Source organism: Chitinivorax sp. PXF-14, assembly GCF_040812015.1.
Lineage (GTDB): Bacteria > Pseudomonadota > Gammaproteobacteria > Burkholderiales > SCOH01 > JBFNXJ01.
Genome location: NZ_JBFNXJ010000002.1, coordinates 161,239 through 174,835 on the forward strand (window position 1 = coordinate 161,239; position 13,597 = coordinate 174,835).

Genomic DNA, 13,597 nt, shown 5'->3' on the forward strand with positions numbered 1-13,597 from the left:
AGGTCAGCCTCGGCTTTTTTGTTGACCGCACCTTTATTGCCCGCATCGCGAAAAAAGGCCGGGACAAACCCGGCCTCAAATCTTTGCCCTGCTTCAGGGCATCGCAACCCAGCACCACAGGATCGTGCTCGCGTGGCAGGTCCCGAGGTGCCCTGCCCTACTGGATCATGCCCAGTGCCTGCGGCAGCCACAGCGACAGCTGCGGTACATAGGTCACCAGGCCGAGGAAGGCCAGCATGGTGAGCAACCACGGCCAGACCGCCACGGTCAGCTCGGTGATGCCCATCTTGGTGATGCCGGAGGCGACGTACAGGTTCAGCCCGACCGGCGGGTGGCACATGCCGACTTCCATGTTCACCGTGATCAGGATGCCGAAGTGCACCGGATTGATGCCCAGCTTCTGCGCCACCGGGAACAGGATCGGCGCCATGATCAGCACGATGCTCGACGGCTCCATCACGTTACCAGCGAGCAGCAGCAGGACGTTGACCGCCAGCAGGAAGGAAATCGGTCCGAGCCCCATGCTCAACAGCCAGTCGGCCATCGCCTGCGGGATGTTCTCGTGCGTCATCAGGAAGGAGAACAGCACGGCATTGGTGATGATGTAGAGCAGCATCGCCGACATCGAGGCCGAATCGAGCAGCACCTTGGGGATGCGCTTGAGCGGCATGTCGCGGTACACGAACACGGCGATGATGAAGGCGTAGACCGCAGCCATCGCGGCAGCCTCGGTCGGCGTGAAGATGCCGGTGTAGATGCCGCCCATCACGATGACGATCAGCAACAGTCCCCATACCGACTTGCGGAAGGCCAGCCAGCGCTCACCCCAGCTCGCCCGGGCCATGCGCGGGTAGTTGAAGCGGCGGGCACGCCACCAGGTGGTGAAGCCGAGAAAGCTTGCCAGCAGCAGGCCGGGAATCACGCCGGCCATGAACAAGGCGCCGACCGAGGTGTTGGTCGCCACCGAGTACATGACCATCACGATCGATGGCGGGATCAGAATACCCAGGGCCCCAGAGGTGGTGATCACCCCCGCGCCGAAGCCCTTGGGGAAGCCCTGTTTCACCATCGCGGGCAGGATGATCGAGCCAATCGCCACCACGGTGGCCGGGCTGGAGCCCGATACCGCGGCGAACAGGGCGCAGGCCATCACCCCGGCGAGCGCCAGGCCACCGTGCCAGTGGCCGACCATGCTGGTGGCGAAATTGATCATGCGCCGCGCCACACCGCCGTGGGTCAGGAAATTGCCGGCGAGGATGAAGAACGGGATCGCCATGATCTCGAATTTCTCGATGCCGGTGAACAGCTTGAGCGCCACCGATTCGATCGGCACCTGGGTCATGGTGAACAGGAAGGTCAACACGGTCAGGCCCAGCGCGATCGAGATCGGCATGCCGGTGAGCATCAGCGCCAGCAGCAGGCAGAAGATCAGTGCGACCTTGCCGCCGGCCACGGCGAGCACGGCCAGCGCCGCGAGAATCGCCAGCGGCACCTTGATCGACAAGGGCTTGGCCGGAACGGGAATGGCGTCGGTGCTCATGCCGCTTGTCCTTTCAGTTCTTCGTCGAGGCCCTCGACATGCGCATGGTCATGCTTGGGCAGCTCGCCGGTGCGGAGGAAGGTCCAGGCCACCTGCAGGAAGCGGAAGCACATCAGGTAGGAGCCGCACGGGATCGCGAGATAGACCCACCACATGGGGATTTCCATGTCCGGCGAGGTCTGGTCGGTGTGGCCGATCTCCCAGACAAAGGTCGCGCCCAGGGTGCCGACGGTGCCGGTGAACAGCGCGCCGGCCAGCAGGCCGATCAACACGAACAGCTTGCGGTTTCGTTCGTCGAGCCGGTTGATCAGCACATCGACGCCGACGTGGATGCCGGTACGCACCCCGTAGGCTGCGCCGAACTTGGCCATCCACACGAACATGTAGATGCACAGCTCCTGCGCCCAGGACAGATTGGTGGTGAGCAGCCAGTCCTGCAGCGGCGTATTCATGCTTGACAGGTAGCGGTGCACCACCGCCACGAAGATCAGCAACGTGGCTGCACCCATCAGGGTGCCGATCAGCCACTCTTCGAGGTGATCGAGAAATTTCATGGCGTTTGCCTCATGCGGGGGCCAGGACGGCCCCCGGGGAAAAGAGCGCAACGGTAGCGCAGGCAAGCCCCGCCCCGTCGCCGGAACGCGGCCAGCCCGCGCAGCCAGCCTGCGGGGCCAGCATGCGAGATGGCCTGGCGGGCTGGCCCGTCAGTTCGGATTGAAGCCGGTTTCCTTGTAGATGGCCTGGATCAGGTCGCGGCCGATGCGCTCTTCCATCTGGCGGTGAACCGGGATCATCGCCTTGCGCAGCGCCTTCTTCTCGTCCGCCGAGAGCGTCAGTATCTGCGTCTTGCCGGACTTGCGGACGTTTTCGAGGTCGGCATCGTTCTCGCTCTTGGCGATATCGTTGGCGTACTTGGTCGCATCCTTCATCGCGCCTTCGAGCTGGGTGCGTACATCGGCCGGCAGGTTTTCCCAGAACTTCTTGTTCACGATCACGGCATAGCCAAGGTAGCCATGCTCGGACACGGTCAGGTATTTCTGCACCTCGTGCATCTTCTGCGTATAGAAGTTCGAGTTCGGGTTCTCGGTGCCGTCAACCACGCCGGTCTGCAGGGCCTGGTACACCTCGGAGAACGCCATCACCTGCGGGTTGGCGCCGAGCGAGCGCATTTCCGCATCGAGCACCTTGGAGGACTGGATCCTCATCTTCAGGCCGCGAAAATCTGCCGGGCTCTTGAGCGGCTTGTTGGCGCTGAAATTCTTGAAGCCGTTATCCCAGAACGACAGGCCCTTGATGCCCTTGCTGTCGAGCCTGGCCAGCAGGCTGGCGCCGATCGGGCCCTGCGTCACCTTGTGCAGCTCGGCATAGTTGTCGAAGATGTAAGGCAGATCGAACACCTCGAACTCCTTCGCCCCGAGCGGCCCGAACTTGGCAAGCGAGGGCGCCAGCATCTGCACCGCGCCGAGCTGCAGCGCTTCCATCTCTTCCTTATCCTTGTACAGCTGGCTGTTGGGGTAGACCTCGACCTTCACGCGTCCCTTGGTGCGCTCTTCCGCGAGCTTCTTGAAATATTCGGCCGCCTTGCCCTTGGGTGTGTCCTGGGCCACCACATGGCTGAATTTGATGATGATGGGGTCAGCGGCAAAAGCCAGGCCGGAGAACGCGAGCGCAACGGCGCCGAGCAGCAGGGAACGACGGTTCATGGTGGGGGTCTCCTCGTTGGAACGGCTGTTATGATCGGGATTCTGGTGGGCCTAGAGTCGCAGCTCAATTGTGGTAACACGCATTGTGGTTTTCCACAGGCTGGCGGGGGCGGCCCCTGTTTTACTACGATGTAGACCATGAGCCCGCCGCGCTACTCCTTCTTCTCGCCACGCCAAGGGCATTGGCTCTGGTTCTGGCCGCGCATCGCGCTGGTGTTGTTCATCGCCGCCGTGTCGGGCCTGCTCTGGTATTCCGCCCGCGAGGAGCGCGAAGCGCAGCGCATCGTGTTGATCAACGACGTGCTGTGGGCCGAGCAGAATCTGCAATTCCAGTTCGACCAGACCGAAGAACGGCTGCGCGGCATTGCCTCGGCCGACCAGGAGCGCGCGCTCACCGAGAGCGATTTCCGCGGCCGCCTCAATCTGCTGATGAGCGGCAACCCGAGCGTCATCGGCGCCCAGGTCTACGGTGCCGACGGCCACCTGCGCTTTGCCTCGGGCGCAAGCCTGGGTGCCGATACGGCAGCGCTGGCGGCGACGATCGAGCTGGCCCATGCCACGGGGCGCCCCACCTATTCCACCCTATTCTGGATAGGCCACGAGGCCTGCGTCGTCGCCACCGTGCCGGTCGGCGATGAAATCGCCGTGGCCCTGATCTCGCTGCCGCGGCTGGTGGCCCAGCAGGTGCCCTGGTGGTTCGCCACCAAATACCGGTTGACGCTCAGCGACGCCGACGGCGTGGTGCTGGCCAGTAAATCCCGCGTCGAGGCCGGCACCGAGGGCCTCTCCTACCAGCTGGCGTTCGACCCGCCCGGGCATGGCTTGCTGCTCAGGGTCACCGCCTACGATACCGGCAGCAGCGTGATGCAGAAGCTGCTGATCGTATCCGTCGTAGCGCTGGCGCTGGCGGTGCTGTTCAGCTGGTGGCGCTTGCGGCGCCACATCCAGGGCCGGCTGGCGGCCGAGGCGGCGCTCCGCGAGGAGCACGCCTTCCGCAAGGCGATGGAAGACTCGCTGTCGGTCGGCATGCGCGCGCGCGACATGGAGGGGCGCATCGTCTACGTCAATCCGGCCTTCTGCAAGATGGTCGGCTACCGCCAGGAGGAGCTGATCGGCATGCTCCCGCCCTACCCCTACTGGGACCCGGACGCGCTCGAACGCCACAAGCACCAGAATGCCGCCGTGCTGTCCGGCCTGGCGCCGCTGACCGGCTTCGAATCGCGCATCCGCCACCGCGACGGCCACTACGTCGACACCATGATCTACACCACGCCGCTGATCGATGCCCACGGCAGGCAACGCGGCTGGATGAGCTCGGTGCTCGACATCACCGAACGCAAGCGCAGCGAGCACTTCACCCGCCAGCAGGAAGAAAAGCTGCAGCAGACGGCGCGCCTGACCTCGATGGGCGAGATGGCCTCGACCCTCGCCCACGAGCTCAACCAGCCGCTGATGGCGATGTCGAGCTACGCCAGCGCCGCCAAGCAGCTGGCCAACAACGGCGAACAGCGCGAGCTGCTGGTCGGCACGCTGGACAAGATCGCCGACCAGGCCCACCGCGCCGCGCAGATCGTGCGCCGCATCCGCGAATTCGTCCGCCGCCGCACGCCGCACCACGAGCCCTGCGACCTCAATGCGCTGATCGACGATGCCGTCGGTCTGATCGAGGCCGATGCCCGCGCCCGCGGCATGCGCATCACCAGCGAGCTGGACCGCAGCCTGCCGGCGATCCAGGCCGACCCCATTCTGCTCGAGCAGGTGCTGATCAACCTGATCCGCAACGGCATGGATGCCTGCGCCAACCAGCCCGCCGCGCGCCGCAGCATCGAGATCCGCAGCCGGCGCGACGGCGACATGGTGCAGGTCAGCGTCGCCGACACCGGCCAGGGCATCGGCGACGATGTCGTCGAGCACCTGTTCGAAGCCTTCTACACCACCAAGAGCCTGGGCATGGGCCTCGGGCTCAGCATCTGCCGTTCGGTGGTCGAGAACCACCACGGCCGGCTCTGGTTCGAGCCGCGCGACGGCGGCGGCACGATCTTCCACTTCACCCTGCCCGTCACCACGAGCGAGACCACGCCATGAGCACCGACCTCAAATCCGTCTACATCGTCGACGACGACACCGCCGTGCGCGACGCCATCGGCCTATTGCTGCTGTCGCACGGCTACACCGTGCGCGTGTTCGAATCGGGCGAGGCCTTCCTCGCCGCGCTCGAGCCCGGCTGGGAAGGCTGCGTGGTGCTCGATGTGCGCATGGAAGGCATGAGCGGGCTCGATGTCTTCGACGCGCTGCGCCAGCGCGCCAGTGAGCTGCTCGCCGTCTTCCTCTCCGGCCACGGTGACATCGCGATGGCCGTCGGCGCCGTCAAGCAGGGCGCTTTCGACTTCCTCGAAAAACCCTGCCGCGACCAGGTGCTGCTCGACAAGATCAACGACGCTCTCGCCGTCGCCAGCGCCCGCCGCCAGTCACGCGGCAGCCACGAGGCCGTCCACGCCCGCCTGGCCAAGCTCTCCCCGCGCGAACGCGAAGTCATGGAGCGCGTGCTGGCCGGCAAGCTCAACAAGGTGATCGCAGACGAGCTGAACATCACGATGCGCACGGTGGAAGTCCACCGGGCAAACGTATTTGCGAAGATGGGTGTGCGCTCGGCGGTAGAGCTGGCGCAGTTGCTGGCGGGACGAGAGTGATTCGAGGCGAAGCCCTGCATTGGCCGTCGCTGCCGGCCCCGCATCAGGGCTTGCACATCGCCATCGTGGCGGTGTTGAATGGGATGATCCGACACCAGAGCCCGGATCGACAACATTGCAGCCCTTTCATGTATCAAACTGGCCACGGCCCATCGTCCATCCCACGGATTACGACGGCGGCGAACGCCTGCGGCTGAGCTGGGACTTGGGCGCGGTATCGGATAGCGAAAAGAAACAGCTGATCCGGCTATGGAGCGCCACGCTCCCCGAGTTGCAGCAGCTCCGCTGGCTGAGCATCTGGTCGCACGTCACGCAACCCTTGTTTGAAGCAGCATGCCGGATCGAGGGCTTGACCTGTTTGCAGATCAAATGGAGCAATATCAAGCGCCTCGACGCCATCGCCGGGCTGGGCGCGCTGACCTACCTCCACATCGGCAGCTCGACCAAGGTCGAGTCGATCGAGCCGCCGGCTGACCTCGCATCGCTGAAAGTGCTTGAGCTGGAAAATTTCAAGCTGATCTCGGACTTTTCGCCAATTGCCCGGCTGCCCAGGCTCGAATCGCTGGCGATTACGGGGAGCATGTGGGGGCGCCAGCGGGTCGATTCCCTTGAGCCCTTGGCGGGCATGACTTGGCTGAAGTCGCTGGCGATCGCCACCACGCATGTCGAGTCGCTGCGCCCGCTGGCGGCACTCAAAACGCTGGCCTACCTGGGGCTTGGCGGGTGGCTGCCGATGGCGGAGTACGCCTGGCTATCGGCCAAGCTGCCCAATACCGAATGCCAATGGTTCCGGCCCTTTCTCGATCTTGCCGGCTCGGGCTATGGCCGCTGCACGAAGTGCGCGCAGGATTCGATGGTGATGCTGACTGGACGAGGCGCCCGGACAATCTGCCGCTTCTGCGACGCTGCCAAGGTGGCAAAGCACAAGGCGGCATTCAACGACATCAGGGCCATGGCCTTGGCTGAATAGCAAGCTGGTCGCCGCCCTGCAGGGCGCGCCGGGACTGGGTTTCCGGCAAGCCCGGCGCCAGCTGGCGCGGCCAGTGCAGCCCCCATACCGACAGGAGTTCCACATGAGCCCCAATCAAGCCACTGTCGAGCAATACATGGCAGGCTTCCGCCGCACCGACCACGCGCTGATCCTGTCCTGCCTGGCCGACGATGTCGAATGGCTGATCCCCGGCCAGTTCCATGTGGTCGGCAAGGCCGCGTTCGACAGGGAGATCGAAAACGAGGCCTGCGTCGGCAGCCCGGAGATCGAGGTCACCCGCCTGACCGAGCAGAACGACGTAGTCGTCGCCGAAGGCTCGGTGCGCTGTGCCCGGCGCGACGGCGGCGTGCTGATTCTGGCGTTCTGCGATGTATTCGAGATGCGCGAGACAAAGATCAGGCGCCTGATCAGCTATCTGGCCGAGATCAGCTAGCCCTGCCCTGCCGCAACGCGCTCCCAGCCTGGCTTGCAGCCAGCCCCAAACAACGGCGGCGCTCATGTTAGAATTTTGCATTTTACGTTAACGTAAATTTGAATCGCCGACAGCAAGCACCGGGCCGGTGGCGCATAATGGTCGAAAAGCCGTCTTGAACATCAGGCAGGCGGATTCCCGAGTGCCTGCCCTCAACGAGCCATCGCGCGGGCCGGTGCCGATATTGACGACAGCCCGATACGCCAACTTCAAGACGGTAGCCAGAGAGCCTATCGTTACCCAGCGAGGATATGTATGAGCAACGGCAATCCACTGTGGTCCCCCAAGGCAGCACAGATCAAAGCTGCAAACGTTACGCGCTTCACCGCCTTCGTCAACGATGGTTACGGCCAGAAGCTGGCCAACTACCCCGCGCTGTATGACTGGTCGGTGGCACACCCAGCCGATTTCTGGTCGGCGCTGTGGCGCTTCTGCGAGGTGCAGGCGAGCCAGGAGTGGGATCAAGTGCTGGTCGACGGCCACAAGATGCCGGGCGCGAAGTGGTTTGTCGGCAGCCGCCTCAATTTTGCCGAGAATCTGCTGCGCTACCGCGACAGCCGTACCGCGCTGGTGTTCCGCGCGGAAGACCAGGCCGAAGCGGAATACAGCTATGCGGAACTCTATGAAGAAGTCGCCAAGGTCGCACAGGCGCTGAAATCGGCAGGCGTCACGGTTGGCGACCGGGTGGCGGGCTTCATGCCCAACCTGCCGCAAACCGTCATCGCCATGCTGGCCGCGACCAGCCTCGGGGCTGTCTGGTCGTCCTGCTCGCCCGATTTCGGCATCCAGGGCGTGCTGGACCGCTTCGGCCAGATTCAGCCCAAGGTGCTGTTCACCGCGGACGGCTACTACTACAACGGCAAGTCGGTAGACAGCCTGGAGCGCATCGGCAGCATCCTCGAACAGCTGCCCAGCGTCCAGCAGCTCGTGGTGGTGCCGTTCATCTCGCCCACGCCGGAGTTGAGGGGCCTGAAGCATGCCGTCAACTGGATCGATTTTGCCGACAATGATGCCACCCAGGTCGATTTCGTCCAGTTGCCGTTCGATCATCCGCTCTACATCATGTATTCGTCAGGCACCACGGGTGTGCCCAAGTGCATCGTCCATTCTGCGGGCGGCACCCTGCTCCAGCATCTCAAGGAGCATGTCCTGCATGGCGACCTCAGCCGCGACGATACGATTTTCTACTTCACCACCTGCGGCTGGATGATGTGGAACTGGCTGGTATCGGCGCTCGCCGTCGGCGCCAAGGTCGCACTTTACGATGGCTCGCCGTTCTATCCGTCGGCCGAGGTGCTGTGGGACTATGCCGAGGTGGAGGAATTCACCACCTTCGGCACCAGTGCAAAATACCTGTCCGCCCTCGAAAAGGCCGGTGCCAAGCCGCGCAAGTCGCACGAGCTATGGGCGCTGGATACCATCTGCTCCACCGGCTCGCCGCTGCTGCCGGAGAGCTACGACTATGTCTATCGGGACATCAAGCCAGATGTCCGCCTGAGCTCGATCTCGGGCGGCACCGACATCGTCTCCTGCTTCGCGCTCGGCAGCCCCGTGCTGCCGGTATATCGCGGCGAGCTGCAATGCCGCGGGCTCGGCATGGCGGTACAAATCTACGACGACGACGGCAAGCCGGTACAGCAGGAAAAAGGGGAACTGGTCTGCACCAAGCCATTTCCGTCCATGCCGATCCAGTTCTGGAACGACCCGGATGGGGCCAAATACCGGGCGGCCTATTTCGAGCGCTTCGACAATATCTGGTGCCATGGCGACTATGCCGAGCTGACGGAGCACGACGGCATCGTGATTTATGGCCGTTCCGACACGGTGTTGAACCCAGGTGGCGTCAGGATCGGCACGGCCGAGATCTACCGCCAAGTGGAAGCCTTCCCGGAAGTACTGGAGTCACTGGCGGTCGGCCAGGATTGGCAAGGCGATGTGCGGGTGATCCTGTTCCTTCGCCTGCAACCCAAGTCCCGGCTCGACGAAGCGCTGGCCCAGCGCATCAGGCAACGCATCAAGGAAGGCGCCAGCCCGCGCCACGTCCCGGCCAAGATCATCGCCGTCACGGACATCCCCCGCACCATCAGCGGCAAGATCGTCGAGCTGGCGGTGCGCAACGTTATCCATGGTCACCCGGTAAAGAACAAGGAAGCACTGGCCAACCCGGAGGCACTGGCGCTGTTCGAGAATCTGGAAGACCTGACGAGCTGATTCGCAGGGCGGGCCAGGAACACCAGCCCCCGATCCTGGGGGCTTTTTTTCGCCAGTTTGCCGCCGCACCGGCAAGACTCAGGCAACCATGGCGGCCAGCCAGCTGGCGATCGTGGGCCCGCGTGGTGGGCGGTATTTTCGACCAGGAAAACAACGCCAAACCAGCGGGCTTTCCACGGCTATATTGGGTAGTGCAAGGCGGCGGATGCGGCCAGAACCAACAGAAAGGAATGTATGAAACGCTCGCTGTTCAGCGGCTGTTGTTTGCTCATGGTGATCCAGATGCAGCCGCTACAGGCGGCACCGGCAGGCGGCCAGGAGGCAGTCACTGTGGCTTGTGGCGACTGCCAGCCCGGCTCGCGGCAAACAGGCACGCCAGCCAGCGGGCTCCGTTTCTCCTGCCCGGCGGGCGAGGTCGTCAAGTTTGGGCAGGCTGTCGACGCCTATTTGCTATCGAACGGCATCTCGATGCGCCACATCGCCAAGACCATCGACACCGAGCACGGCACGCTGAGCTACGTCATGCGCACAGATCGACAGACGCACGACACGCTGGCCCTGGCGCGCCACCCGGCGCTCCGCGTGAAAGACGAGCGGCTCCTGCTGCCCGGCGCCCACGGTACCATGCGGCCCATCCACACGGTATCGAAACAGGAGATTCTGCTTGCCCTGATGCAAACGGGCCGGCTGACGGCATTCGATGCGCCGGCCTGCTCGCTCGATACCTTGAAGGACCATGTCGCCATTCGACAGAACATCGTGGCATGGGCCGAGAACCTGAACTGGGTATGGCCCAATGGCGGGCAGGCGCGCTGGAACACCCGCTATTGGCGGCGCGGCACGCCACGGCACGATGTCCCCCTGCATGTGGCCGTCAACGATGCCTTCATCAACCAGCGCCTGTATTCGATCGGCTGCTACACCGGCGCCAAGCTGGTGATGATTCAGGGGGTGCTCGATTATTACCAGCGGATCAAGCGTGACCCGGAACAGGTCAAACGGATCGAGGCCCGCCTCTGGTCGAACCAGGACCCATTGACCGACATCGAGCCCGGCCGGATGTGGGATTTCGAAGCGGATTTCGACAACAAGGAACAAAACCGGCCAGGCAAGCTGCTGACCATCCAGTACGGCGTGCCGGCCCGGCATTTCGTGCCCGGCGACTGGGCCTATTTTCTCAACACCGATGCGAAGTCCTACCAGAAGACCGGGTATGAGGGCTCGAACGCCATCTATCTGGGCCGCAACCGGTTTGATGATTTCTACAACGATCACAACCACGCCTACACCTATCACGAGAAGCTCGACGAGGTGTACCAGTGGCGGCACGGCGTTTTCAGCCGCTCGCGCGACGCGGCCAAGATCAAGCCACTGTCCAGGCAAGCCATGGCGCGCCTGGAGCAACCGCCGAAGCAGGGCGGGCTGGTGAACGACTTCCGGGTGTACCCCTACTTCTTTGGCGCCCCACTGCCCGAGTTGCCCAGGCAGAAATGATTGGCGGCGACGTGGCCGCAGTGGTCAGCCCTTGGCCCGGTGGGCCGAGCCCCAAGGCAGGATGGGCCTAGCTTGTCTCTACGCGATTCCTGCCATGCTGCTTGGCAAGATAGAGCGCCTGGTCGGCACGCCGCAGCAGCGAGCCAAGATCATCCTGGCTGGCGTCGAACAGCGCCAGGCCAAAACTCGATGTCGCCCTGAGCGTGCCGTCGGCCGCTGTAAAGCGCCAGTTCTCGATCGACAGCCTCAGCCGATCCGCCAACACCATCCCGCCCTGCAGATCGCAATTGCAGGCCAGCGCGATAAACTCCTCACCGCCGTAACGCGCGACGATATCTCCCTCGCGAAATACCCGCCTGGCCAGGTCGGCGATTTCCACCAGCACGGCGTCCCCCGCATCGTGCCCGAAACGATCGTTGATCGATTTGAAATGATCGATATCGAACATGATCAGCGTCAACGCGGTACCGTGACGCCGGGCATTGGCGATCTGGGCATTCGCCACCTCGGAGAAGGCGCGCCGGTTGAGTATTCCCGTCAGGAAATCGGTGCGGGAGGCCTGTCGCAACTCGTCGACCAGCTGCTGACGCTCCACTTCAAGGCGCTGCTTGGCAATGCTGTTGGCCTTCAAGAGGGCAACGACATCGAGAATGTCGCCGATTTCATCCAGCTGCTTGCGGGCCGGGACCACGATGTCGAACTTGCCATGGGCAATCTCTGCCAGCGCCTTTGCCGTCCTCAGCAAGGGGCTGACGACACGGTGCCGGATCACCAGCAGGATCACCAGTACGGTCAGCACCGTGAGCATGCCGATGAACAACGCCAGCAGCAGGTTCTGTCTCGCCACGCGATGGCTCTCGCGCGCACCGGTCATGGCGTTCTCTACCATGACATCGCGCAGTTGGATGATGGAGGCCATGTCGGGCACGTAACGGGCGGCGAAGCCTGCAGCATCCATGCCATAGCGCCGGCCGGCCTCGCTGTCGGCGATGACGCCGTTGACGAAACGCAGGCCATCGCCGAAATACCGCTGCTCCATCGACTGCATGGCCCCCAGCGCCAGCTGGTCGGCGAATTGGCTTTGCAGGCGTAGCTGGATCAACATGTGGAGCTGTTCGATACGGCCGCGCAATACGTCAATCGCCTGCTTCTCGCTGTCGGCCAGCGGCTTTTGCTCGGTCAGGGCCGCCGTAAACTGCGACCCCAGCCGGCCAGCCTGCACCCTCAACTCCGCCGCCAGACGCGCGCCGATCAGCGCATCGGAGAACTGCGGGTAGATTTCTTCCGCATCACGAGACAGCTTCGTCACCGCAGACATGATGATCGGGATCACATCGAACATCTGATGCACTGCCCCCATCACCTGTTCTGCGCTCCGCCTGGATCGGGGTAAGGCCGCGACACCATCCACCTCACGCCGGGCAGCCTCCAGCTGGGCGATGGCCTTGTGCATCTCGATGGCAGCCTCTTGATCGTGCAGATCGGTGTCGTCCGCAATCCGCGCCATCAGCTCTGCAATCACGGTATCACTCGCGGCCCGTGCCTTTTTCAGTCGTTGCAGCTTGGCGGGATCATGCTGCGCATCGCCCAGCACACCATTTGCCGGCCCACGCTCGAACGATACCTTTTCGGCTACCACCATTGCCATGTAGGCCGTCTGGATTTCACCCAGGCCATCACGTGCAGAACGATAAATCTGCCATTCATCGAAGATGATCCACGACAGCATCACGCCGACCAGGGTCGACAGGATCGCCGTATTGATGGCAAAGAGTCGGGACAAGCGCATCGTATGGAAGGGGACTGACAAATACGATAAGGGGTCAATCATGCTACAGGAGCCATGTGCCAAGTGGCTACAGGAAACCACGCCAGGCTACCCAGCTCATGGTAGAGCCAGACGGAATTGCCAACGAAACAAATGAGGGGAAACAAAAGAGGCGAGAAAAAAGCCGCTCTCAGCGGCTGATTTCCTGATGTTACTGGAGGCGGAGGCCGGAATCGAACCGGCGTAGACGGCTTTGCAGGCCGCTGCATAACCACTTTGCTACCCCGCCATCGTCTTGGACGGCTGTGCGACAAGCTGTATTCTACTTGTCGCCACTCCAGCATGAAAAAACACGATGCTGGAAGTGAAAGGGGGAAAGCGATTGCTTTCCCCGCGAATATGGAGCGGGAAACGAGGCTCGAACTCGCGACCTCAACCTTGGCAAGGTTGCGCTCTACCAACTGAGCTATTCCCGCGTTTTCTGAACTGCCAACAGCATTGAAACTGGAGCGGGAAACGAGGCTCGAACTCGCGACCTCAACCTTGGCAAGGTTGCGCTCTACCAACTGAGCTATTCCCGCATTTTCTGAACTGCCAACAACATTGCAACTGGAGCGGGAAACGAGGCTCGAACTCGCGACCTCAACCTTGGCAAGGTTGCGCTCTACCAACTGAGCTATTCCCGCTTTGCACTTCGGCGTCACCGCCGTCGTTCAGAGAGCGGCAAT

10 protein-coding genes and 4 tRNA genes are annotated in these 13,597 nt (G+C 63.0%); 6 read left to right on the forward strand and 8 right to left on the reverse strand.

Annotation, left to right across the window (positions count from 1 at the left end; translation table 11 throughout):
• Positions 1 to 157: 157 nt before the first annotated feature.
• The 3 genes from ABWL39_RS03515 to ABWL39_RS03525 all read right to left on the reverse strand — a co-directional run bounded on the left by ABWL39_RS03515 (position 158) and on the right by ABWL39_RS03525 (position 3,243).
• Positions 158 to 1,540 (reverse strand): TRAP transporter large permease, encoded by a 1,383-nt coding sequence (locus ABWL39_RS03515; RefSeq protein WP_367787209.1) that lies wholly within the window; start codon positions 1,538 to 1,540, stop codon positions 158 to 160.
• The gene (locus ABWL39_RS03520) at positions 1,537 to 2,094 is read right to left on the reverse strand and encodes a TRAP transporter small permease (protein WP_367787211.1); all 558 of its coding nucleotides are present in this window, start codon (positions 2,092 to 2,094) and stop codon (positions 1,537 to 1,539) included. The genes ABWL39_RS03515 and ABWL39_RS03520 overlap by 4 nt, the downstream gene beginning before the upstream one ends.
• A gap of 150 nt (positions 2,095 to 2,244) precedes the next feature.
• Positions 2,245 to 3,243 carry a TRAP transporter substrate-binding protein gene (locus ABWL39_RS03525; RefSeq protein WP_367787213.1) on the reverse strand — a complete coding sequence of 333 codons (999 nt, stop codon included), beginning with the start codon at positions 3,241 to 3,243 and terminating at the stop codon, positions 2,245 to 2,247.
• A 138-nt stretch (positions 3,244 to 3,381) separates the two neighbouring features.
• On the opposite strand from ABWL39_RS03525, the gene ABWL39_RS03530 reads away from it, so the two are divergent.
• The 6 genes from ABWL39_RS03530 to ABWL39_RS03555 all read left to right on the forward strand — a co-directional run bounded on the left by ABWL39_RS03530 (position 3,382) and on the right by ABWL39_RS03555 (position 11,101).
• A complete protein-coding gene (locus ABWL39_RS03530; protein ID WP_367787215.1) occupies positions 3,382 to 5,328 on the forward strand; it encodes a nitrogen regulation protein NR(II) in 1,947 nt (648 codons plus the stop codon).
• The gene (locus ABWL39_RS03535; RefSeq protein ID WP_367787217.1) at positions 5,325 to 5,933 is read left to right on the forward strand and encodes a response regulator transcription factor; all 609 of its coding nucleotides are present in this window, start codon (positions 5,325 to 5,327) and stop codon (positions 5,931 to 5,933) included. Before ABWL39_RS03530 ends, ABWL39_RS03535 begins: the two co-directional genes overlap by 4 nt.
• A 115-nt stretch (positions 5,934 to 6,048) precedes the next feature.
• Positions 6,049 to 6,903: a leucine-rich repeat domain-containing protein gene (locus tag ABWL39_RS03540; protein WP_367787218.1), complete on the forward strand. Its 855-nt coding sequence runs from the start codon at positions 6,049 to 6,051 to the stop codon at positions 6,901 to 6,903.
• A 103-nt stretch (positions 6,904 to 7,006) separates the two neighbouring features.
• Positions 7,007 to 7,357, forward strand: a complete 351-nt coding sequence (locus ABWL39_RS03545; protein ID WP_367787220.1) for a nuclear transport factor 2 family protein — start codon at positions 7,007 to 7,009, stop codon at positions 7,355 to 7,357.
• Between the two features lie 294 nt (positions 7,358 to 7,651).
• Positions 7,652 to 9,607, forward strand: coding sequence for an acetoacetate--CoA ligase (locus tag ABWL39_RS03550; RefSeq protein WP_367787222.1), 1,956 nt, complete (start codon positions 7,652 to 7,654; stop codon positions 9,605 to 9,607).
• A gap of 234 nt (positions 9,608 to 9,841) precedes the next feature.
• A complete protein-coding gene (locus ABWL39_RS03555) occupies positions 9,842 to 11,101 on the forward strand; it encodes a hypothetical protein (protein WP_367787223.1) in 1,260 nt (419 codons plus the stop codon).
• A gap of 67 nt (positions 11,102 to 11,168) precedes the next feature.
• On the opposite strand, the gene ABWL39_RS03560 is transcribed toward ABWL39_RS03555, so the two are convergent.
• The 5 genes from ABWL39_RS03560 to ABWL39_RS03580 all read right to left on the reverse strand — a co-directional run bounded on the left by ABWL39_RS03560 (position 11,169) and on the right by ABWL39_RS03580 (position 13,555).
• Entirely contained in the window at positions 11,169 to 12,884 is a 1,716-nt protein-coding gene (locus tag ABWL39_RS03560; RefSeq protein WP_367787224.1) for a diguanylate cyclase, read from the reverse strand.
• A 200-nt stretch (positions 12,885 to 13,084) separates the two neighbouring features.
• A tRNA-Cys gene (locus tag ABWL39_RS03565) sits at positions 13,085 to 13,158 on the reverse strand.
• 111 nt (positions 13,159 to 13,269) lie between these two features.
• Positions 13,270 to 13,345, reverse strand: a tRNA-Gly gene (locus ABWL39_RS03570).
• Positions 13,346 to 13,374: 29 nt separating this feature from the next.
• Positions 13,375 to 13,450: transfer RNA gene (locus ABWL39_RS03575), tRNA-Gly, on the reverse strand.
• Between the two features lie 29 nt (positions 13,451 to 13,479).
• Positions 13,480 to 13,555 (reverse strand) — tRNA-Gly (locus ABWL39_RS03580).
• Between the last annotated feature and the right edge of the window lie 42 nt (positions 13,556 to 13,597).

Bases quoted from the DNA above. Each gene is read 5' to 3' on its own strand.
- ABWL39_RS03535 (WP_367787217.1), top strand. From the start codon at position 5,325: ATGAGCACCGACCTCAAATCCGTCTACATCGTCGACGACGACACCGCC.
- ABWL39_RS03550 (WP_367787222.1), top strand. From the start codon at position 7,652: ATGAGCAACGGCAATCCACTGTGGTCCCCCAAGGCAGCACAGATCAAA.
- ABWL39_RS03525 (WP_367787213.1), bottom strand. From the start codon at position 3,243: ATGAACCGTCGTTCCCTGCTGCTCGGCGCCGTTGCGCTCGCGTTCTCC.
- ABWL39_RS03530 (WP_367787215.1), top strand. From the start codon at position 3,382: ATGAGCCCGCCGCGCTACTCCTTCTTCTCGCCACGCCAAGGGCATTGG.
- ABWL39_RS03555 (WP_367787223.1), top strand. From the start codon at position 9,842: ATGAAACGCTCGCTGTTCAGCGGCTGTTGTTTGCTCATGGTGATCCAG.
- ABWL39_RS03515 (WP_367787209.1), bottom strand. From the start codon at position 1,540: ATGAGCACCGACGCCATTCCCGTTCCGGCCAAGCCCTTGTCGATCAAG.
- ABWL39_RS03520 (WP_367787211.1), bottom strand. From the start codon at position 2,094: ATGAAATTTCTCGATCACCTCGAAGAGTGGCTGATCGGCACCCTGATG.
- ABWL39_RS03545 (WP_367787220.1), top strand. From the start codon at position 7,007: ATGAGCCCCAATCAAGCCACTGTCGAGCAATACATGGCAGGCTTCCGC.